We start from the raw sequence: 20236 nt of genomic DNA on the forward strand, positions 1-20236 counted from the left end.
TTGCGGACCTCGACGCGGGCCGGTGGGTTCAGCTGGTCTTCGGGTAGACCACACGCCCGCGCCGGATCGCGCGCGTCAGCATGGCGACACGCCGGTGCATGTGGGGGACTTCCGCAATTTCAATGGAAATCGGACCTTCGATTTCCATTGAAATTGCGGATCCTCTTCGGTCCGTCAGGTGCCGACCGGGTGCCAGACGGTCTTGACCTCCGTGAAGGCCCGGAGGCGCTGGAGGTCGGGTTCGCGGGCCCAGTCCGGCTCGCCGCGCACCGGCAGCACCCGCTTGACCGTGTCCGCCGCGGCCTGCGCCAGTTCGGTGCGCAGCTCCGCCGGGGCGCCCGTCGGGTCCAGGGCGTTGACGTCGGCGTGGGCGGCGAGCCAGGGCGCGAGTTCGGCCGCCTGGCCGGTCAGGACGTTGACCACCCCGCCGGGCACGTCGGAGGTCGCCAGCACCTCGGCGAAGGTCACGGCGGGCAGCGGCCGGTCCGCGCTGGCGACCACGACGCAGGTGTTGCCCGCCGCGATCACCGGGGCCACCACGCTGACCAGGCCGAGCAGTGCCGAGTCCTGCGGCGCGAGCACGCCGACCACGCCGGTGGGCTCCGGGACGCTGAACGAGAAGTACGGCCCCGCAACGGGGTTCGCGGCGCCGAGCACCATCGAGATCTTGTCCGTCCAGCCCGCGTACCAGACCATCCGGTCCACCGCGCGATCCACTGTGGACAGGGCTTGGTCGTGGGACAGGCGCTCCGCCGCGGCGATCTCGGCGGCGAACTGCTTGCGCCGGCCCTCCATCACCTCGGCGATGCGGAACAGCACCTGGCCGCGGTTGTAGGCCGTCGCGCCCGACCAGCCGCCGAAGGCCTTGCGGGCCGCCGCGACCGCGTCGCGGACGTCCTTGCGGGAGGCATGCGCGGCGTTGGCGAGGAACGCGCCCTGCCCGTCGTGCACCGGGTACACCCGGCCCGACTCCGAGCGCGGGAACGAGCCACCGATGTAGAGCTTGTACGTCTTGGCCACGGCTAGCCGCTCCGGGGTGCGGTTGTCAGACATCGAGGTACGCCTCCAAACCGGCGCGGCCGCCTTCGCGGCCGAAGCCGGATTCCTGGTAGCCGCCGAACGGGGCGGTCGGGTCGAACCGGTTGAAGGTGTTCGCCCACACCACGCCGGCCCGCAGCTGCTGCGCCGCCCACAGGATCCGCGAGCCCTTCTCGGTCCAGATCCCGGCCGACAGGCCGTACGGCGTGTTGTTGGCCTTGGCGATGGCCTCCGCCGGAGTGCGGAAGGTGAGCACCGAGAGCACCGGCCCGAAGATCTCCTCGCGCGCGATCCGCATCGATTGGTGGACGCCGGAGAAGACCGTGGGGGAGAAGAAGAATCCCTTCTCCGGCAGCGGGCACGGGCTGGTCCAGCGCTCGGCGCCCTCGGCGTCGCCGCTGGCAGCCAGCTCAGTGATCTTGCCCAGCTGCTCGGCGGAGTTGATCGCGCCGACGTCGGTGTTCTTGTCCAGCGGATCGCCCACCCGCAGCGTCCGCACCCGGATCCGCAGCTTTTCGAGCAGCTCGTCGGCGATCGACTCCTGCACCAGCAGCCGGGAGCCCGCGCAGCAGACGTGGCCCTGGTTGAAGAAGATCCCGTTCACGATTCCCTCGACGGCCTGGTCCAGCGGCGCGTCGTCGAAGACGATGTTCGCGGCCTTGCCTCCGAGCTCCAGCGTCAGCTTCTTGCCGGAGCCGGCCACGCTGCGCTGGATCTGCTTGCCGACCTCGGTGGAGCCGGTGAACGCGACCTTGTCGACGCCGGGATGCGCGACCAGCGCGGCGCCGACGTCACCGGCACCCGGCAGGATGTTCACCACGCCCGGCGGGAGCCCGGCCTGCTGGCAGATCTCGGCGAACACCAGGGCCGTCAGCGGCGTGGTCTCCGCGGGCTTGAGCACCACGGTGTTGCCGCAGGCCAGCGCCGGTGCGATCTTCCAGGCCAGCATGAGCAGCGGGAAGTTCCACGGGATGACCTGGCCGGCGACGCCGAGCGGCCGCGGGTCGGGGCCGTAGCCGGCGTAGCCGAGCTTGTCGGCCCAGCCGGCGTGGTGGAAGAAGTGCGCAGCAGCGGTCGGGATGTCGGCGTCCCGCGACTCCTTGATCGGCTTGCCGTTGTCCAGCGATTCCAGCACCGCGAGCTCGCGGGCGCGTTCCTGGATCAGCCGGGCGATGCGGAACAGGTACTTCGCGCGCTCCCGGCCCGGCATCGTCGACCAGGTGTCCTCGAAGGCCCGCCGCGCCGCCCGGACTGCGGTGTCCACATCGGACTCCGAGGCGCTGGATACCTCGGCCAGCAGTTCCTCGGTGGCCGGGTTGATGCTCTTCAGCGGCTCGCCGCCGCCGTCGGCGAACTCACCGTCGACGAACATCCGGTAGCTGGGCTTGAGGTTTGCGATCTCCCGCGACTCCGGCGCCGGTGCGTACTCCCACGGGCTATCGATCATCAGTCCACCGCCACGTAATCGGGGCCGCTGTAGTGGCCGTCGAGCTGGGTGCGCCGCTGCATCAACAGGTCGTTGAGCAGGCTGGACGCACCGAATCGGAACAGTTTCGGGGTGAGCCACTCCGGGCCCGCCACCTCGTGCACGGCCACCAGGTAGCGGATCGCGTCCTTGGTGTTGCGGATGCCGCCCGCTGGTTTGACGCCGCGCAGCTCGCCGGTGGAATCCCGCCAGTCGCGGACCGCCTGGAGCATCAGGTGCGTCAACGGCAGCGTCGCGGCCTGGGGGACCTTCCCCGTGGAGGTCTTGATGAAGTCGCCGCCCGCGAGCAGCGCGAGCCAGGACGCGCGGCGCACGTTGTCGTAGGTGGCGAGTTCGCCGGTCTCCAGGATGACCTTCAGGTGCGCATCGCCGCAGGCCGCCTTGACCGCCTGGATCTCCTCGAAGACCTGCCCGTAGCGGCCGGCGAGGAAGGCGCCGCGGTCGATCACCATGTCGATCTCGTCGGCGCCCGCAGCCACCGCGTACTCCACGTCGGCGAGCTTCACCGAGAGCGCGGAGCGGCCGGACGGGAACGCCGTCGCCACCGAGGCCACCTGGACGCCGGTGCCGTCGAGGGCCCGGACCGCGGTGGCGGCCATGTCGGAGTAGACGCAGACCGCCGCGACCTGCGGCGTGTCCGGTCGTTCCGGGTCGGGGTGGCGGGCCTTGGCGCACAACGCGCGGACCTTGCCGTCGGTGTCGGCGCCTTCCAGCGTCGTCAGGTCGATCATCGAGATCGCGGTGTCGATCGCCCAGCGCTTCGCGGCCTTCTTGATGCTCCGCGTCGCGAGGCCGGCGGCCCGCTGCTCCAACCCGACCTGGTCGACGCCGGGCAGGCCGTGCAGGAACCGGCGCAAGGACCGGTCGTCCCGGACGGCGTCGGCGAGCTCGGACGCGGTGAGCTTGGACAAGGGCGGCGGCTGTGCCATGCCCGGAGTCTAAGCGCTGGGCCCGAGCCCCCGCCGCGACTGGAATGATCACGCCAACCGACGCGGATCCGGCCTGGCCGGGCCCCGTTCACCCGGCGGTTTCGACCTGCTCGGTCCAGGAGGCCAGGAGCCGGAGGGCTTCTTCGGACGGGCTGTTCTCGGCGGCGGTGTAGACGATCAGGCGCTGGTCCGCGTCGGCGGGCAGCGTGAGGGATTCGTAGTTGAGGGTGAGCCGGCCGACCACCGGGTGGTGGAAGTGCTTGGTGCCGTGCGTGCGCTGGTGCACGTCGTGGTCGGCCCACCAGCGGCGGAAGTCCTCGTCGGCGACCGAGAGCTCGCCGACGAGCTCGGCCAGCAGCGGATCGTTCGGGTGACGTCCGGCGTCGAGCCGAAGCGAGGCGACGAGCGTGGGCGCGACGACGTCCCAGTGCGCGTACAGCGAGCGGGCGGTTTCGTCGCGGAACATGAACCGAACCATGTTCCGGTCGCGGTGGGGCAGGGCCTCGAAGTCGGTGAGCAGGGCGCGCGCCATCCGGTTGGAGGCCAGCACGTCGAGTCGCCGCCCCAGCACCATCGCGGGGGTCTGGCTGACGATCCGGAGCAGGTCGCGCAGACCGGGGCGGACCTGCTGCGGCCGGACCGCAGCGCGCCGGCCCGACCGCGTGGCCGGCTTGGCGAGCTGGAAGAGGTGCGTGCGCTCGGCCGGGTCCAGGCGCAGCGCGCGGGCCAGCGAATCCAGCACGGCCTCGGAGACGTTCAATCGCCGTCCGCGCTCCAGCCGCACGTAGTAATCGACGCTCACGCCCGCCAGGCTTGCGACCTCTTCGCGGCGCAGTCCCGGCACCCGGCGTGCGCCGCCGTCGTCGGACAACCCCGCCTGTCGAGGCGTGATCCGCGCTCGGCGGGTGCGCAGGTATTCGCCGAGGTCGGCGTTGCGGTCCATGACGTCCACGATAAGTGCCGTTCCAGGGCCGGCGGCCGTGCTGGGGGGGACTGGTGGTCCCCCGGTCGGACCGGCCTCCTCCGGGCCCGCTGAACAGGCAAAACCCGTGATGAGGTGAATCTGTCGAGACCAGCCGGGTCTCCGGAGGAAATCGCAAGAGGGGAACACCTGTGTCGGAGCACAAGACCTTCCTGATCACCGGCGTCAGCACCGGCCTCGGCCGCGCGTTCGCGGTCGCCGCGCTGGAGGCGGGCCACCGGGTCGTGGGCACGGTGCGCAAGATCGAAGACGCGGTCTCGTTCGAGGCGCTCGCCGCCGACGCGCACGCTCGAATCCTGGACGTCACCGACGGCGAGGCGATCGATGCGGTCGTCGCCGAGGTCGAACGCGATCTCGGCCCGATCGACGTGCTCGTGGCCAATGCCGGTTACGGCCACGAGGGTCTCGTCGAGGAGTCCACGATGGACGAACTTCGCCACCAGTTCGAGGTGAACGTCTTCGGCACCGTGGCCGTGATCAAGGCCGTGTTGCCGCACCTGCGGCAGCGGCGGTCGGGGCACATCATCGCGATCACCTCGATGGGCGGGCTGATCGCCTTCCCGGGCCTCGGCTTCTACCACGGCAGCAAGTTCGCGGTGGAAGGCATTCTCGAATCGCTCGGCAAGGAGGTCGCCGGGTTCGGCATCCGGGTGACCGCCGTCGAGCCGGGGAAGTTCCGCACCGACTGGGCCGGGCGTTCGATGGCTCGGGCACCCCGGACGATCTCCGACTACGACGAGCTGTTCGACCCGATGCGCGAGCAGCGCATCGACGGCAGCGGGCATCAGCCTGGTGAGCCGGCCAAGGCGGCGGCCGCTCTCCTGGAGATCGTGGCGGCGGAGCAGCCGCCGGCGCGGCTCCTGCTGGGCGGCGATGCGTTGGAGCTGGTCAAGGCCGGACGGGACGCCGCGGCCCGCGAAACCCGAGCGTGGGAGGAATTGTCGGCATCCACGGACTTCGACGACGCCGACGCGGCGGCCTGACGACCGCGGCGCTCCAAACGCTCACGACTCACGGTTCGCAGGTGGACTTCGCCGTGAGCACTTTTGGTTGCTGTGGCGACCAAAAGCACTCACGGGCTTTGACCGGCGGAACGAGGAGGCTGGCGGTTACCCGCGGTGGCCGTTGAAGCGGGTCGGGGCGGCGCATCGGGTTTACTGGGGTCGGCAGGTCGAGTCCGGGCGAGGTGGGGAACATGCTGATCGGGGAGCTGGCGCGGGTCAGCGGCGTCAGTGCGCGGTTGCTGCGGTACTACGAGGCCCAGGGACTGCTGGAGGCTCGCCGTGGCTCGAACGGCTACCGCGAGTACGACGAGGAATCGGTGGTCATCGTGCGGCAGATCCGTGCGCTGCTGGATGCGGGGTTGTCCACCGAGGTGATCCGCGCGGTGCTGCCGTGCGTCCACGGCGAACTGCCTGAGTTCGAGTGGTGCGTGGACGTGCGGGCCATCATGGACCGGGAGCTGGCGATCGCCGAGGAGCGGATCGCCGAACTGCAGCGCAACCGCAGCAACCTCGCCGGTTACCTGGCGCAGTCCTGAGCCGGCGGCTCACGGCGTGACGAGCGGTTCGGCCTGGTAGGCGCGGTGCAGCAGCTCCAGGAAGGCCGGTGCTTCGGGCATCGGCACGGAGTCGATCCCGTGCACCGCGACACCCGGCGTCCAGGAGTTCATGACCACCGCCCCGGACAGTTCCGGCAGGTCGGCGGGCCTGATCTCCGCGGTGCGCTGGGGGACGCCGAGGTGTTCCAGCTGCCTGCGGACGATGTCCATCGTGGTCCCGCCCAGCATCTTCGCCTCGGGCCACACCACCGCCTCGCCGTCCCAGAAGGCCAGGTTCCAGATCGACGCCTCGCTGAGCCGGCCCCGGCGGTCGACGAAGGCCGCGTCGTCGAAGCCCCGTTCCACGGCCTGCCGCAGGTAGTAGGTCTTGGCCACCTCGCCCACGTGCTTCACCTCCGGGAGTTCCCGTTCGTGCTCGACCGTCGCCAGCGTCAGCGGGCCCGCGGGGCCGTCGGTGGCCGGGGAGGTGCGGATCAGGACCTCGGGCGTCGCGTCGGGACCGGCCACGGTGAACTCGCCCGCCGGTGAGTAGACGGTGGCGAGCAGCGAGAGGTCGGCCGGACCACCCTCCAGGGCCGCGTGCAGGTAGGACCGCACCTGATCATCGGGCAGCGCCTGGCCGAACATCGTCAGCGAGGCCGTCCGCAGCCGCTCCAGGTGCAGGTCGAGGCCCCGCACCCCGCCGCCGCGGACCTGCATGGCGGTCATGTGGGCGAAGCCCGCGAACGCCAGCGGCGTCAGCTCCTCTGCGTTGGTCGGCCGGCCGTTGCGGTGCACGACGAAAGAGTTCACGGGTCGCTCCAAGGATCGTGGGATCGGGTGGACGTGGCGGCGGTTTCGCCGGCCGCCCCGTCCGGGCTTGGAAACGACGCTATGGCTTGACATCGGTTGGAAGGTCAACCCGAGGTGTGGTGGATCACAGCACGGGTCCGAACCGCAATTTCAATGGAAATTGGAGGTCCAATTTCCATTGAAATTGCGGGAGTTGTCCACAGGTACCGGCGTGTTGACGTCCGACACGCCGGTGATCCGCAAGTTTCAATTGAAACTGCCACTCCCCGGCACCGAGGTGAGGCGGCGTGGGGAGGCAGGGGCCTGGTCCGGGCTCGGTCACCTGTGGTGGCCGTTGAGGCGGGCTCGCCGGGCCAGGGCCGGTTGGCGGTTCCGCGCCGGGGACACCGGGCGCTCCCCACGGGACGGTGCCGCTACTCCCGCCGGTTGTTGGCGGTCCCACGGGAGCAGTTGCTTGGATCCCGTGCGGTCGGCCAGCCGCAGCGACTCCGCCGAGGTGATCCACTCCTCCGCCGGCTCCGCGACCTCCAGCAGCAGCGCCTCGAACTCGGAGCGGGTCGTCTCCAGGATGTGCGGCGCCGCCAGCCAGCGCAGCACGTTCCGCCCGGTCACCGCCATCCGCTGCCGCGGCGAGGTGACCAGCTTCTCGTCGAAGTAGCGGATCAGCACCTCGTCCACCACGTCCCAGGCGTTGGCCGCGCCGAAGAGGTCCTTGACGTCCTCGGAGTTGAGGATGCGGAAGCACTCGTCCATCAGCTGCATGACCTCGACCCGCAGCACGTTCAGGTGGCCGTAGGACGTGAACTTCAGGTTGTTGCGCAGGTCCAGCCCGCTGCGCCGCACCACGGCCATGCTGCCGAAGGCCATGTCGTGGGCCCGTTCCCGGATGACGTCGGAAATCCGCTTGTCCCGCCAGAACAGCGCGACCTGGTTGCTGAACTGCGTGAACAGCCGGTGGAAATCGGTGTTCGGCCGGGAGTTCGCCGAGCCCAGCCCGCGCCCGTAGCCGAGCACCCGCCGGTAGGCGTTGATCCGGTCGCGCTTGGTGTAGCGGAGCACGTCGCGCCGGTCGAACCGGTACAGCCCGAACGCGCCCGGCCCGTCGGAGAGCCGGATCGCACCGCGCTCGAACAGCTCCCGCAGCTTCTGCACGACGCGCGGCACGCCGATCCGCTCGTGCTGGTACAGGTAGTACAGGTCGGCGACGGCGAGGATGCGTTCGGACGCGATCGTCTCGTCGTAGGCCTCGACGCCGTGCGGCATGCGGGTCGCGCCGAGGTCGTCGGCCGACTCGCCGCCGATGCCGACCAGCTGCGCGAGGCCGCCGTCGGGCGGCTTCGGCTCGTTCTTCGCCTCGACCTCGACGGCGAAGAGCATGTCGTCGATCTGCTTCAGGATCGCCTCGCCGACCTGCGGGTCGCTGCCCAGCTCGTTCGACAGGTTGCCGGCGACCTGTCTGCGCAGCGCGGCGACCCGGTCGAACAGTTCCCGGTATTGCTTTTCGGTGGCCATCATTCCTCCGTGCGGGGCGCGGGCGGGCCGCTATTCCGGCCGCGGGGCGGGCTTGGGCTCGGGACGCTTGCGCGGGCTGCGCCGCTTGGCTGCGAGGTCGGGCGACGCCTCGACCGGGGCAGCGGGTTCCGGGGCTCCCGTCGCGGGTGCCGTGCCGGGCGGGAACGGCCCGGGTGGCGGCGGCTCGGGCGGATCCGGCGGCTTTGGCCCGGAGTCGGCCGGTGGTCCCGGCGGGTCGGCCGGTTTCGCGCCGTGCCGGATCGGCCGCGCGACGCGCACGATCTCCTGCAGGTGGTCGTGCAGCTCGTCGACCGCGCGCTGCACCCGGGAGCTGAAGAATCCCGGCGGCAGCGTCGCCCGGTAGTTGCCCGGCACGTCCTGCTCGTCGCCGTCGCCGCGCCGCGGCAGGTTGCCGACGAGCCGCTCCAGCCGCTCCGCGACCTGCAGGAACGCGCTGTCCACGCCGTCCTTGCCCGCGACCTCGATCAGCTTGCGGCCCTCGAAGCAGGTGAACTCGTACGTCCAGCGCAACAACCCGCCGAGCGACATCGAGCCGCCGTCCGGATCGGGGATGCGCAGCACCTCGCGGTCGCCGCGGTGGATGCTCACCGAGCTCAGCGCCGCGACCAGTTCCTCGGTCTGCACCGCGGCGGCCGACATCAGCTGCGACAGCGCCACGACGGCCGGGCCGAAGAACGGCGCACGCCCGGTTTCCGGCTGCGCGAACGGATCGATCCGGCCGCGGGCGTCCAGCCAGCCGCGGTACAGCGACAGCACCCAGTCGACCAGCGTGATGAACGAGGTCTGGATCCGCTCCTCTTCGATGGTGTTGACCAGCCCGCCGATCAACCCGAACTCGTCGCGCAGCTCGCCGAGGTGCCCGCGCACCAGGTCCGGGTCCACCGCGGACGCCGGATTCCCCAGCAGCAGCAAGAAGAGCTGGTCCACGCGCGGCACCCGCAGCAGCGGGCTCTCCAGCTCCTTGCGGATCTCCTCCAGCTCGTGGCGCACCAGGCTGCGGAAGCCCTCGCCGTTCTCCGGATCCACGCCCGGCCGCAGCGGCTTCAGCGAGTCGAGCAGCGCGGTCGCGTCCTTGATCGCGCTGCGCGCCCGCGCGGCCAGTGACGCCTGCCCGCCGGTGACCGCGCCCAGGTCGGCCTGGATGGCGTAGCCGCGCGGCGTCCAGTTCGCCTCGGTGTGCCCCTCGACGCGCTTGAGTTCGAAGCTCCCGGTCAGCGCGGCGGCGAAGCCCTTGGTGTCGCCGTTGCGCCACTTCCACCCGAGCACGTCGCTGATCGCCTTGCTCGCGATGTCGCCGGGACGCTCGCAGCACGGCGATTCGTGCCGGGTGACCAGCGGATACGCGCTGTCGATATCGTGGGCGGGCGGCAGCTGGGCGCCCCTGTCTCCGTTGACACCGCCCCCGTTGACGCGGTCGTCGTAGATGGTCATCGCCTGCCCTCGCAGTTCCCCTCGATGCCGAACCGCACCGCGAGTTCGGCTGCCTCGCGCCAGCACCGCAACATGGTGTCCTCCGTGCTGCGCAACGAATCCACGCATCCGTCCACACCGGACCGGATGCTGTGCGCCCAACCGAGCCACTGCGGGCCCCGCCCGCGCACGGCGCGCATGAGCTCGGCGGCCGCGTGGTGGCACCGGAACTCGTCGTCGAGCCGCCGCTGCGTCTGCCGCAGCGCCAACGCCGTGGCGTACAGGGCTTCGCCGTCCGGCCGGCCGCGGACCGCGACCAGCGCCGGTTGCAGCTCGGCGCTGCCGTCGGTGACGACCTCGGCGAGCCGGTCCGACATGGCTGGGCTCTCGCCGCTGGGACGGTCCTCGATCACGCTGAACTCCAGCGCCCGCCACGCGGCCGCGAGTTGCCGGAGTTCCCGCGCCAGCACCGGGAATTCGTCGCGCAAGGTCACCGCGCTCGCCTCCCCAGTTCTTCCATGAAGAACCGCACCAGCCGTTGCGGCGGTGCCATCCGCTGTCCGAGCGCGTACCGGACGGCGCCGATCAGAAACCGCTCCGGCACCACGCCGGGCGACACGCCGTCGGCCAGCCGCCCGGCGGCTTCCTCGATCATCCGCTGCTCCTTGGGCTCGAACCGCTCCACCTTCGCCAGGCTCCGGTTGCCCAGCGACGGGAACGACGTGAAGCACATCGCGTCCACCACCGCCGGGATCGCCCGGTCCGCGGTCGCCAGCAGCGCCGGCGGCGCGTCGATGAGCTTCGGCCGCGGGTACAGGGCGTGCCAGGCGCGCTCGTACTCCTCGGCGCGGCGCGGGAAACCCATCCGCCGCAGCAACTCGATGGACAGCTTTCCCCGCAGGTAGGGCACCGGGTGCACGGCCCGGCGGGCGAACCGCATCGACTTCGCCGGCGTCCGGCCGATCACGTCGAACAGCGACCCCACGATCTCCGGGCCGCCCAGCAGCAGCGCGGACATGTCGGCGAAGGTCTCCCGGTTCCACCGCACCCAGATCGACACCACCGCCTTCGGCACCCCGGCCTCGGTGAGCCGCGCCGCGACCTGCAGCGGGATCGCCCGCGCCAGCCCGAGGTCGTTCTGCAGGTTGTGGCTGACCTCGTGCAGCACCGCGCCGAGCGTCCACGGGTTGACCAGCCGGTGGAACGGCAGCTGGATCAGCGGGAACGGGTTGACCCGGTTGCTGATCCGCCGCAGCGGGATGCCGCGCCGCGACGTCGCCGGGCCGTGGCTGGGTTCCAGGTAGCAGAACGGCGGCGGTGTCGGGATCGAGCGCCAGCGCCCGATCCCCAGGTAGGCGTACTGGTAGCAGTCCAGGGCGATGCGGTCGGCCGCTACCAGCCACGGCGCGAACCGGCTCTGCCGCTGGTTGAACAGCTCCAGGTAGAAGTCCCAGATCCGCTCGGTCTCCTTCACCCAGCGCTGCGCCCGCGTCTTCGTGCGCAGCACCTCCTGCAGCCGTTGCTGGCTCGGGTGCGCGAACGCGGCCTCGGCGGCGCGGCGGGCGTCCCGGGTCGCCGAGTTGAGCGAACTGCGCAGCGTGCTCATGGTGTCGTTGACCGCGACCAGGTGAGCGCGGCTCGGCCCGGTCGCCGGATCGCCGAACTCCGCCCAGCCGAACGGGCGCAGCGCGTCGAGATGCCGCTCCACGTTCGTCGCCTGGGTGCGCACCCAGTTGCGGAGTTCCCGGTTCGACGCGGATGTCCGCTGCGGCGCCGGCCGCGAGCGAGACGCGACCGGCCGCAGCTCAGCCGCGGTACCCATTGGTTCTGCCGCCCTGCACATCGCGGCGTGCGGCTGCGATCAGCTGCGCCCTGCGCCGATCGCTCGCGGACCGGTAGCCGTTCCGCCGGGGCGGAGCCGTTCTGGGCTCGTCTTCGGGGTATTCGAAGAGGCTGCTCGCGAAGTCGCCGATCCCCCTGGCCGCCAAGCTGCCGATGCTGCCGAGGAGCGCGCTGGACACGGCACCGGGCACGATCGAGAGCGGGCCCTGCTTCCGCCGCTTCCCGGTGTACCGCTTGGGACGTCCGGGGATCCGCCGGGGCTTGATGCGGTGGCTCTGAGCTCGACGGCGCTTGCGCTGGACGCCGCTGCGGCGGGTGGTGTTCTTCCGGCGGCGGTTGACGGCGGTGTTCTTCGTGCGTCGGTGCGTCCCGGTGTACTTCTTCTTGGGGCCGGCCTGGGGCCTGGACTTGCGCTTGAGCCGCTGCGCGGCCTTCTTGACCAGCAACGGCATCTTGCGGATCTTGCGCCGGCCCTTGCCCTTCCAGAGCCTCCGGCCGATCTTGCCGATGCCACGCCGCAGTACCGGCGCCGCCTTGCGGATCACCGGTGCCAGCTTGGGCAGTCCGCGCGCGGCCAGCCCGATCAACGGGGCGAGGAAACCCTCGACCTCGTCCTCGGTCTCCGCCTGCTCGGCCTGGAAGGCGAGGTTGGCCATCAGCTCGGCGTCGGGGTAGACCCGGCGCGCCGGGTTGGAGAAGCCCTCGTCCTCGTATTCCGCCTCGAACTCGAACTCGTCCTCCAGCTCGCGGACGAGCGCCTCGAACTCCTCCTCGTACTCGTCTTCGTCCTCGTACTCGTCTTCGAGCTCGTCCTCCAGCTCTTGGACCAGGGCTTCGAGCTCGTCCTCGAACTCGGCGTCGAACTCGTCCTCCAGCTCGGCCTCGAGTTCGTCCTCGTACTCGTCTTCGTCTTCGAACTCGTAGAAGTCCTCGTCCTCGAACTCGTCCTCGTCCTCCAGCTCCCGGACGAGGCCTTCGAGCTCGTCCTCGAACTCGAACTCCTCCTCCAGCTCGCCGGCCAGCTCGTCCTCCAGCTCGCCGTCGACGGCCCGGTAGCGACTCATGGCGGATCCTCCTGTCCTGCACCGCGTCCGGCGGCTCTTTCGTCAAGCCGGCCGTCGGTGAGCGCGTGCGAACAGTCCAGGGCAACCGGCATTCGGGTGGTAGTCGCACGTTCATGTGCCAGCTGTCCGCCCTAGATGATCCGGGTGTCACACGAATCGACGATGTGCGAACAGACGATGTTGGTTTTGCTGGTATGCGCCGCGGCGGAGGCCGTGACCGGCTCGCGAAGGGGGAAGCGGGCCGTTGGCGGGGGTGGCGCGAACCGCCGATCCGCACCCGGGACTGGGGAGGCCGGTACATGCCGAACGACTCGATCGCCACATCCGTTCCGCACGCCCGCAGAGGACTTCCCGAGCCGGAACCGCCGTGGCGAGACCGCGCCGTCGACCTCGGCTCGGACGAGCTGGTGCAGCACCTGGTGCAGGCCCTGGTGCGCCGGGTCGGCGAGCTCGCCGGACCGCACCGGGTGGCCCGGAAACCCTTGCTCGACATGACGGAACTCGGGATGCGGTGCCTGCTCGTGCCGGTCGCGCCGAAGGTCGACGAGGTGCTCAGCCCGCGCGAGCGCGAGATCGCGCGGATGGTGGGGCTCGGCTACACCAACCGGTCGATCGCGGCGGTGCTGGAGATCAGCCTGTACACGGTTTCCGCCCACATGAGACGAATCTTCACCAAGCTCGACGTCGGCTCGCGCGCCGCGATGGTAGCCGCGCTCTCCGACAACCCCGACCTCTACGTCGCGGATTAGCCGAAAAATCGCGCAGGAATCCTCTTTTTGCTCCGAATGCGTCCGTTCGGGTGATCAAGTGCGCCTAGGCTCGTGATCGTTCAACGGTTCATCACGAGGAGAACCTGTGCTCAAACGCCCGTTACTCGTCGCGGCATCGGCCGCGCTCATGCTCTCGTCCCTCGCCGGCGCGCAAACCGCGTTCGCGGGGCCGACCGGTCCCACCTGGGAACCATGTGGCGACCGGCAGGGGGAGTGCACCACCGTCGAGGTGCCGATCGACTGGAACAACCCGGACGGCGCGAAGACGAACATCACCATCGGCCGGTTGGCGGCGACCGATCCGCAGAACCGGATCGGCGTGCTGTTCGTGGCACCCGGCGGCCCGGGTGTCTCCGGCATCGACACCTACATCGAAGGTGCGGACAAGCTGCAAGACGGTGAGCTGCGCAAGCGGTTCGACATCGTCAGCTGGGACCAGCGCGGCGTGAAGCGCAGCAGCGAGGTCCGGTGCAGCGCCGAGCTGCTGGAGCAGGCCCCCGGCAACTTCCCGGCGAACGAGCAGGAGTACCAGGACCTGCTGGCCTACAACGCGAAGCTGGGCGAGGACTGCCGCAAGAACACCGGCCCGGTGTTCGACTTCGTCGACACCATCAGCGCGGTCCGGGACCTCGATGCCATCCGCGCGGCGCTCGGCGAGGAGCAGCTGAGCTTCTACGGCGCGTCGTACGGCACCCAGGTCGGGCAGCAGTACGCGGAGCTGTTCCCGAACCGCGTCCGGGCGATGACGATCGACTCGAACATGGACCACAGCAACACCTCCGGCGGCCGCTACATCGAAACGGCAAGCGAGGACCTGGAAGGCTCGTTCAACACCTTCGCCGACTGGTGCGAGCGGACCGCGAACTGCTCGCTGTACGGCCAGGACGTCCGCGCGGTGTGGGACGGCGTGCACGCCAAGGCCGAAGCCGGCACCCTCACGGACCCGGCGACCGGCACGGCGCTCAGCGCGGGGTCGCTGCGCAGCGAGCTGATGCGCGCGATGTACCGGCCGGAGGAGCGGTGGTACGGGCTGGCGGACCGCCTGAAGGCGCTGTCCGAAGGCAACCCGTCGGTCACCGCGATGGCGGCCCCGGCGGAGCTGGCGGAGAACTCGTACCAGGCCATTTGGTGCGATGACTGGAGCTGGAAGGTCCGCGACTTCGCGGAACTGCAGAGCTACCGGGAGCAGGCGGAGAAGGTCGCGCCGCACACGAAGATCTCGCCGTTCTGGAGCGACGTGACGACCTGCCTGGGCTGGCCGGGCGAGGTCAGCAACCCGCAGCACGAGCTGTCGATCAACGGCGCGCCGCCGATCCTGATCGTGAAGGGCAAGTACGACGTGGCGACGCCGACGGCCTGGAACCTCGCGGTGGCGGACCAGATCGACAACTCGGTCCTGCTGGAGCACGACGGCATCGGCCACGGCCAGTACTACCGCAACGCCTGCATCGCGGGCCACGTCGAGAAGTACCTGACGACGCTGGAAACCCCGGCCCCGGGCACGCATTGCGAGGCCGTCTACCCGACGGAACCGCCGGCGGCCGCGACCTCTGCGGGCGGCCCTGCCGTCCGTCCGGTCCACGCGGCCTGATGCATTCCACTCGTGAGCGGTGGTGGTCGCTCCAGCGGCCATCACCACTCACGAGCTTTCCGGCCACAGTTTCGGGGCGCCCTCAGCCGAGTAGCGTGGTCGAGGGCGTCGCACTCATGGCGGGGCAACCAGCTGGGGAGGTTTCGTTGTTTCAGTTGCCTCGGGCGCTGTTGTGGGATCACAACGCGCACTACCACCCGTGGCTGTTGCGGCAGGTCCCGCAGCGGTGTTCGCGGGTGCTCGACGTCGGGTGCGGGACCGGCGCATTGGTCCGCCAGCTCGTCGAGCGCGCGGATTTCGTCGACGGCCTGGACGTTTCGGCCGAGATGATCGATCAGGCCTCGGCCAGGACGTCCGCGACGAACGTGCGGTGGCTGCGCGGCGACGTGCTGGATGCCGACCTGCATCCCGAGGGCTACGACGCGGTGACGGCCCTGTCGAGCCTGCACCACATGCCGCTGCGCCCCGGCCTGACCCGGCTTGCCTCGCTGCTTCGTCCCGGCGGAGTGCTCGCCGTCATCGGCCTCTACCGGGAGGAGTCCGCGGCCGACTTCGCCATGGCGGCAGCGAGCTTCCCAGCGAACGCCGCCGTCGGCGCGTACCTGGCCGCGCGCGGACGAGCGGGCAAACCGCACGACGAAGGAATGCCGGTCCGGGACGCGAGTGCGACCTTGACCGAAATCGGCGACGCAGCACGGGAAATCCTCCCCGGAGCCCAAGTGCGCCGCCGCCTCTTCTGGCGTCATTCCCTGCTGTGGCGCAAGCCCCGGTGAGGGTCGTGAGTGTCAAAGCCGGTTCTTACCGGATTTAGCGCTCACGACTGCCGTTGACGGGCGCGGGCGGTGTCCAGGTATCCGGCGATGACCTCGCGAGTCCGGTTCAGGCAGGCGAGCTTGTCGTCGACGCACTCCAGCTCGTCGGCCAGCGTGGCGAGCAGCGCCGGATCGGGCGCGAACTCGGGTTCCGCGCCGCAGGCGTGCGGCAGCAGCTCGCGGATCACCTCCGTCGACATGCCGGTCGACAGCAGCGTGCGGATCTGCGCGACCCGTTCCTCGGCGTCGTGCGGGTACTCGCGATAGCCGTTGGCTCCGCGCGCGGCGTGCAGCAGACCGCGCTCCTCGTAGTAGCGCAGGAGCCTCGGTTTCACCCCGGTCAGCCGGGCGAGCTCGCCGATCCGCACGTGACCCCCACCACAATCGCAGAACCTTCACATCGATGGGAAATTCTATGTTCGGTTCATGTCGGACGCATCGAACCCCGAGCTGGACCACTTCGTCCGCGGCCGAGGCCCGGGCCTGCTGCTCGCGCACGGCGCGGGCAGCGACATCCAGGACAGCTTCGGCCCGCTGATCGAACGGCTCGCCGAGGAGCACACGGTTGTCGCACCGGACTTCCCGGGCTCGGGCAACACGCCCCGCGCGCGAACGCCGCTGACCATCGACGGCCTGGCCGATGCGCTGATGCGCAGCGCGGACCGCGCCGGGCTCAGCACCTTCGCGGTCCTCGGCTTCTCGACTGGCTCGCCAGTGGCCGTGCGCATCGCCTCCCGGTACCCGGACCGCGTGCGCGCCCTCGTGCTCTCGGCGGGCTTCGCCTACCCGAATCCCCAGCTGCGGCTCGCGGTGCGGATCTGGCGCGAGCTCGGGAGGACCGCCGACCAGCGGACGTTGGCGTCGTACCTGGCGATGGTGGTGTTCGGCCGGAGCTGGCTGGACGAGCGCACCGAGGACGAGATCGCGGAGCTGGTGGCGGAGTTCGCCGAGAACCTGCCGCCGGGCATGGACGACCACCTGGACCTGCTGGAACGAGTCGACGTCCGCGCGGACCTGGCGGAGATCAGCGCCCCGGCGCTGGTGATCTCGGCGGCGGAGGACAAGCTGATCTCGGCGGCGAACGCCCGAGAGCTCCTGGCGGGCATCGCCGGATCCCAAGCCGTCGAGCTGCCGTGCGGCCACGCGATGGCGGCGGAGAGCCCGGCGGAGTGGGCGACGGCGATCACGGACTTCCTCCGGTGAGCCGGGGTAGGCACCTGATCAGGCGCTTTGCCGCAGCGCTGCGAGGAAATCGGCCCACTGGCCCCGGGTGAAGGTGAGGCTGCCGCCGGCGCGGTCCTTGGTGTCGCGGACCCCGACCGCACCCGGCGTCACGGCGACCTCGACGCAGTACGAGTTGGATTCGCTTTGGCTGGACTTGCGCCACCTTGCTTCGCGAAGAGCAGCCAGGACGACAGGATTCATGTTTTCGACTGTAGTTGGAAGTTACCTCCGGCTGAACCCTTGCTTGATCAGGCGATATGAATCTTCGCTGCTCAGCGCGTTCTTCGTCGCTTCTGCATGAGCCAGCCCGTATTCGCGGGTGGTCAACGCATCCATGATGAGCTGTGTCGACGTGACGGTCTCTTGCCAGAGCAGAGTTGGAAGTTGCCCGCTGGGGAAGGTCATCAGCGAGAAGCCCGAGCCGCCCATCGCCGGATGCCCCGTGGCTTGGAACGGCACGATCCTGATTTCGATCGAGCCCGGGTACTGATCGATCAGCGCCGCAAGGTGTTTGAGTTGTGCTCGGTGAACTTCCTCGCCGCCGACCTGTTGCCGGATCGCCGCCTCGCTCATGACAGCCATGATCTGGATCGGCTCGTCTCCAACGATCCGCTGCTGCCGAGTGATCCTGCACTGGACTCGGCGGTCGACCTCGGCGAGGCGCAGGTTTGGTGCGCCCGATTCGATGATGGCGCGCGCATAGTCCTCGGTCTGCAACAGTCCGGTGATCAGGTCGCTTCCGTATGTCCGCAGGCTTTCCGCGCCGTGCTCGAAGCCGAAGTAGCGCAGCAGGTCTTCGTTGAACAGAGCCGAATACTTGGTCCACCAGCCGCGACGTGTCGCTTGTTCGCGCAGGCTACGGATCTCTTCGGTCTCGTCCTCGGGGAACTCGTAGACGCCGAACAAGATCTCAAGCCGGTCCGCCGAGAGGTTCTTCTTCCCGCGTTCGACATCGGAGAGGTACGCGGCTGCGATTCCGATCTGCTTGGCGGCGGCAGCACCGCTGAGCCCGGTTTCTTCTCGTTTCTCGCGCACTCGCAGGCCGAGCGACCACGCTGCAACGGTTGGGGAGACCGGTGCCATGTTGCTCCTTCCGTGCGATTCCTACGCACGAGATCAAACTCGTCTGGTTGACGCAGCTATGTAATTAACAAGGCGTGCCATACGGTCGAGACAGGCGGTAACGATAGCAATACGGACTGTTACTGCTCGACGGTGGCTCCGGTCTCGCCCCCTCCCCCGACCCCCGGGCCGGGGTCACCGTCTCTCCGACAACGGTTGGGAGGCAACGTGTTCGAGCTGTTCCAGAAGCGGGGCTTGGTCGCCTACTGGCGGCCCTTCGGCGGCATCCGGCACGGCCTGCATCCGGACCAGCCGCCGCAGCCCGGTCAATGCCGGGAAACCCTGTGCGGGATGACCTTGACCGTCGGCACGCCCACCGAGGTCGAATGGCTCGCCCCCACCTGCGAATCCTGTTGGGACGAAGCGAGATCCCGTCGCGATGCGCAAGCCCGCGAGGAGGATGCGTCGTGATTCTCCTGAACCTGATCCAGAATCCGGTCGGATCCCTCGCAGCCATCGGAGCTTTCGCCGCCGTGGCAGGAGTTCTCGCGGTGATACCGATACGCGGCGGCACCGGCCAGCACGCCGGTGCCGGACCGGGAGCGGTGATGGTCTGGCAGCTCACCGAGGCACTAGAAGCCGAGCGTTCCGCAGCAGTTTCAATTGAAACTGCGGACGATCCGGCGGAGGAGGAGATCCGGTGGCCGGAGGAGCCGATGACGGAGTACGTCGGCCGCCACCGGCTCTGGTGGGACATCGACGAGCACCCGCGGCTGCCCATCGACATCCGGCTGGCGGCAGGCTTCGGCTGGCCGGGGTCCGTGAGTGGTTTGGGGTGTTATAGCGCCCCAAACCACTCACGGGTACCTAGTGCCGGAAGGGGCCGCTGATCTCGTAGGTGTAGCCGTCGGAGAACTCGCCGGACGGGCCGTACTGCGAGGAGAAGTACATCCGGTCGCCGGCCGGGTTGAAGGCCGGGCCGGTCAGGCTGGAGGAATCCTGGCCGGTCATCCGCAGCATCGGGGCCACTACGTCGTCCGGGGTGATGATGCAGATCTCCAGGTTGTCGCCGTCTTCGGCGACGTAGAGGTCACCGAAGGAGCTGCCGGTCAGGTTGTCGACGGCGCCGAGTTCGCCGTCGCCGTCGTAGGCGAGACCGAAGGTGTCGTCGGCGACGTTGAACTGCCACACCCGGCTGTCGCCCGTGGTGGTGAACCAGCACCTGTCGGAGGCGTAGTAGCAGCCCTCGCCGCCGTCGAAGTGCTTCGCCTCGGAGACCTGTTCGCGCGTCGGGGTGTCACCTTCGGAAGGCGTCGGCTCCGGAACCTCCACCCACGACGCCTTGCCCGATGTTCCATCCCCGGCGACCAGGACCTCCAAAAGCCCGCCCGCGCCCAGATCGCCCCAGTTGTTCGGGCGGAACCGGTAGAAGCAGCCGTCCGGCTCGTCCTCGGTCAGGTAGATCACCTTCCGGACCGGGTCGCAGGCCGCGGCCTCGTGGTTGAAGCTGCCCATCGCGTCCCGCCGCACCGCCTCCTTGACGCCCCAGGGGTCGGTCTCGAACACGTACCCGTAGCTGACCTCTTCGCAGGAAAGCCAGGTGTTCCAAGGGGTTGCGCCGCCCGAGCAGTTGCGTCGCGTGTCGTCGAGGATGCGGTAGGCGTCGGTGATGCCGCCGCCGGAGTCGAACTTGATCGCGCCGACGCCGCCGCCCGGCTCGACTTCGGAGTTGGACACGTAGATCCAGCCGTCGCCGTCGACGAAGCAGGCGCCGCCGTCGGGCGCGTCGTGCCAGGTGTAGGAGGTGCCCTTCACCTTGTCGCTGGAGTGCGCGACGACGCGGCTGGTGAATCCCTCGGGCAGTTCGAGCCCGTTGTCATCGGCCGGAAGCAGTGGCCCGTAAGGGCTTTCGGCGATCCGCCGGATCGGCCCGCCCACGGCGGCCCCGGTCCACAACCCGCCGGTGAAGGCCGCAACACCGCCACCGATCACGGCAGCACGGAGAAAAGAACGACGCCGCACAACGACTCCCTTCAACGACCCGTCGGCGGCGGACCCCCATCGTGTCGGAACCGATCGGGCGCCAACTACCGCCGTTCGGGGGCGAATCCGCGACCTCATGGCTCACCGGCGCAGGCCC

The 20236-nt window shown here is 69.7% G+C and carries 22 protein-coding genes; 8 read left to right on the forward strand and 14 right to left on the reverse strand.

Annotated elements, in window-relative coordinates:
* Positions 1-174: 174 nt before the first annotated feature.
* The 4 genes from ACWEV3_RS42310 to ACWEV3_RS42325 form a co-directional block, all read right to left on the reverse strand.
* The gene (locus tag ACWEV3_RS42310; RefSeq protein WP_452619311.1) at positions 175-1053 is read right to left on the reverse strand and encodes an aldehyde dehydrogenase family protein; all 879 of its coding nucleotides are present in this window, start codon (positions 1051-1053) and stop codon (positions 175-177) included.
* The gene (locus ACWEV3_RS42315) at positions 1046-2485 is read right to left on the reverse strand and encodes an aldehyde dehydrogenase family protein (RefSeq protein ID WP_452619312.1); all 1440 of its coding nucleotides are present in this window, start codon (positions 2483-2485) and stop codon (positions 1046-1048) included. Before ACWEV3_RS42315 ends, ACWEV3_RS42310 begins: the two co-directional genes overlap by 8 nt.
* The gene (gene deoC, locus ACWEV3_RS42320; protein WP_452619313.1) at positions 2485-3453 is read right to left on the reverse strand and encodes a deoxyribose-phosphate aldolase; all 969 of its coding nucleotides are present in this window, start codon (positions 3451-3453) and stop codon (positions 2485-2487) included. The genes ACWEV3_RS42315 and deoC overlap by 1 nt, the downstream gene beginning before the upstream one ends.
* 88 nt (positions 3454-3541) lie before the next feature.
* Positions 3542-4396 (reverse strand): helix-turn-helix transcriptional regulator, encoded by an 855-nt coding sequence (locus ACWEV3_RS42325; RefSeq protein ID WP_452619314.1) that lies wholly within the window; start codon positions 4394-4396, stop codon positions 3542-3544.
* A gap of 170 nt (positions 4397-4566) precedes the next feature.
* Between ACWEV3_RS42325 and ACWEV3_RS42330 the strand changes: the two genes are divergently transcribed.
* Together ACWEV3_RS42330 and ACWEV3_RS42335 are read left to right on the forward strand one after the other, a co-directional pair.
* On the forward strand, positions 4567-5418 hold the full coding sequence (locus ACWEV3_RS42330; RefSeq protein WP_452619315.1) for an oxidoreductase: 852 nt from the start codon (positions 4567-4569) through the stop codon (positions 5416-5418).
* Positions 5419-5630: 212 nt separating this feature from the next.
* Positions 5631-5975, forward strand: a complete 345-nt coding sequence (locus ACWEV3_RS42335; protein WP_452619316.1) for a MerR family transcriptional regulator — start codon at positions 5631-5633, stop codon at positions 5973-5975.
* Between the two features lie 9 nt (positions 5976-5984).
* Here the strand turns inward: ACWEV3_RS42335 and ACWEV3_RS42340 are convergent, their stop codons facing one another.
* The 6 genes from ACWEV3_RS42340 to ACWEV3_RS42365 form a co-directional block, all read right to left on the reverse strand.
* Positions 5985-6788, reverse strand: a complete 804-nt coding sequence (locus ACWEV3_RS42340; RefSeq protein WP_452619317.1) for an aminotransferase class IV family protein — start codon at positions 6786-6788, stop codon at positions 5985-5987.
* A gap of 318 nt (positions 6789-7106) precedes the next feature.
* Positions 7107-8300 (reverse strand): hypothetical protein, encoded by a 1194-nt coding sequence (locus ACWEV3_RS42345; protein WP_452619318.1) that lies wholly within the window; start codon positions 8298-8300, stop codon positions 7107-7109.
* A 30-nt stretch (positions 8301-8330) separates the two neighbouring features.
* On the reverse strand, positions 8331-9752 hold the full coding sequence (locus tag ACWEV3_RS42350) for a hypothetical protein (protein WP_452619319.1): 1422 nt from the start codon (positions 9750-9752) through the stop codon (positions 8331-8333).
* Positions 9749-10225 carry a hypothetical protein gene (locus ACWEV3_RS42355; RefSeq protein WP_452619320.1) on the reverse strand — a complete coding sequence of 159 codons (477 nt, stop codon included), beginning with the start codon at positions 10223-10225 and terminating at the stop codon, positions 9749-9751. Before ACWEV3_RS42355 ends, ACWEV3_RS42350 begins: the two co-directional genes overlap by 4 nt.
* The gene (locus tag ACWEV3_RS42360) at positions 10222-11553 is read right to left on the reverse strand and encodes a hypothetical protein (RefSeq protein ID WP_452619321.1); all 1332 of its coding nucleotides are present in this window, start codon (positions 11551-11553) and stop codon (positions 10222-10224) included. Before ACWEV3_RS42360 ends, ACWEV3_RS42355 begins: the two co-directional genes overlap by 4 nt.
* Positions 11537-12637, reverse strand: a complete 1101-nt coding sequence (locus tag ACWEV3_RS42365) for a hypothetical protein (protein ID WP_452619322.1) — start codon at positions 12635-12637, stop codon at positions 11537-11539. The genes ACWEV3_RS42360 and ACWEV3_RS42365 overlap by 17 nt, the downstream gene beginning before the upstream one ends.
* A gap of 299 nt (positions 12638-12936) precedes the next feature.
* Between ACWEV3_RS42365 and ACWEV3_RS42370 the strand changes: the two genes are divergently transcribed.
* From ACWEV3_RS42370 to ACWEV3_RS42380, 3 genes are all read left to right on the forward strand, one after another.
* Positions 12937-13386 carry a helix-turn-helix domain-containing protein gene (locus tag ACWEV3_RS42370; protein WP_132493589.1) on the forward strand — a complete coding sequence of 150 codons (450 nt, stop codon included), beginning with the start codon at positions 12937-12939 and terminating at the stop codon, positions 13384-13386.
* Between the two features lie 106 nt (positions 13387-13492).
* The gene (locus ACWEV3_RS42375; protein WP_452619323.1) at positions 13493-14998 is read left to right on the forward strand and encodes an alpha/beta hydrolase; all 1506 of its coding nucleotides are present in this window, start codon (positions 13493-13495) and stop codon (positions 14996-14998) included.
* A gap of 146 nt (positions 14999-15144) precedes the next feature.
* On the forward strand, positions 15145-15771 hold the full coding sequence (locus ACWEV3_RS42380; protein ID WP_452619324.1) for a class I SAM-dependent methyltransferase: 627 nt from the start codon (positions 15145-15147) through the stop codon (positions 15769-15771).
* Between the two features lie 41 nt (positions 15772-15812).
* Here ACWEV3_RS42380 and ACWEV3_RS42385 read toward each other — a convergent pair whose 3' ends face one another.
* Positions 15813-16178, reverse strand: a complete 366-nt coding sequence (locus tag ACWEV3_RS42385; RefSeq protein ID WP_452619325.1) for a MerR family transcriptional regulator — start codon at positions 16176-16178, stop codon at positions 15813-15815.
* A 58-nt stretch (positions 16179-16236) separates the two neighbouring features.
* Between ACWEV3_RS42385 and ACWEV3_RS42390 the strand changes: the two genes are divergently transcribed.
* Positions 16237-17013 (forward strand): alpha/beta fold hydrolase, encoded by a 777-nt coding sequence (locus ACWEV3_RS42390; protein ID WP_452619326.1) that lies wholly within the window; start codon positions 16237-16239, stop codon positions 17011-17013.
* Positions 17014-17031: 18 nt separating this feature from the next.
* Here the strand turns inward: ACWEV3_RS42390 and ACWEV3_RS42395 are convergent, their stop codons facing one another.
* Positions 17032-17235, reverse strand: a complete 204-nt coding sequence (locus ACWEV3_RS42395; protein ID WP_452619327.1) for a DUF397 domain-containing protein — start codon at positions 17233-17235, stop codon at positions 17032-17034.
* A 21-nt stretch (positions 17236-17256) separates the two neighbouring features.
* Positions 17257-18117 carry a helix-turn-helix domain-containing protein gene (locus tag ACWEV3_RS42400; protein ID WP_452619328.1) on the reverse strand — a complete coding sequence of 287 codons (861 nt, stop codon included), beginning with the start codon at positions 18115-18117 and terminating at the stop codon, positions 17257-17259.
* A 207-nt stretch (positions 18118-18324) separates the two neighbouring features.
* Between ACWEV3_RS42400 and ACWEV3_RS42405 the strand changes: the two genes are divergently transcribed.
* Together ACWEV3_RS42405 and ACWEV3_RS42410 are read left to right on the forward strand one after the other, a co-directional pair.
* Positions 18325-18567, forward strand: coding sequence for a zinc finger protein (locus tag ACWEV3_RS42405; RefSeq protein WP_452619329.1), 243 nt, complete (start codon positions 18325-18327; stop codon positions 18565-18567).
* Positions 18564-18986 carry a hypothetical protein gene (locus ACWEV3_RS42410; protein WP_452619330.1) on the forward strand — a complete coding sequence of 141 codons (423 nt, stop codon included), beginning with the start codon at positions 18564-18566 and terminating at the stop codon, positions 18984-18986. Before ACWEV3_RS42405 ends, ACWEV3_RS42410 begins: the two co-directional genes overlap by 4 nt.
* On the opposite strand, the gene ACWEV3_RS42415 is transcribed toward ACWEV3_RS42410, so the two are convergent.
* Positions 18964-20118, reverse strand: coding sequence for an alkaline phosphatase PhoX (locus tag ACWEV3_RS42415; protein WP_452619331.1), 1155 nt, complete (start codon positions 20116-20118; stop codon positions 18964-18966). The genes ACWEV3_RS42410 and ACWEV3_RS42415 overlap by 23 nt on opposite strands.
* Positions 20119-20236 lie beyond the last annotated feature (118 nt).

It is taken from the genome of Saccharopolyspora sp. NPDC003752, assembly GCF_053605825.1.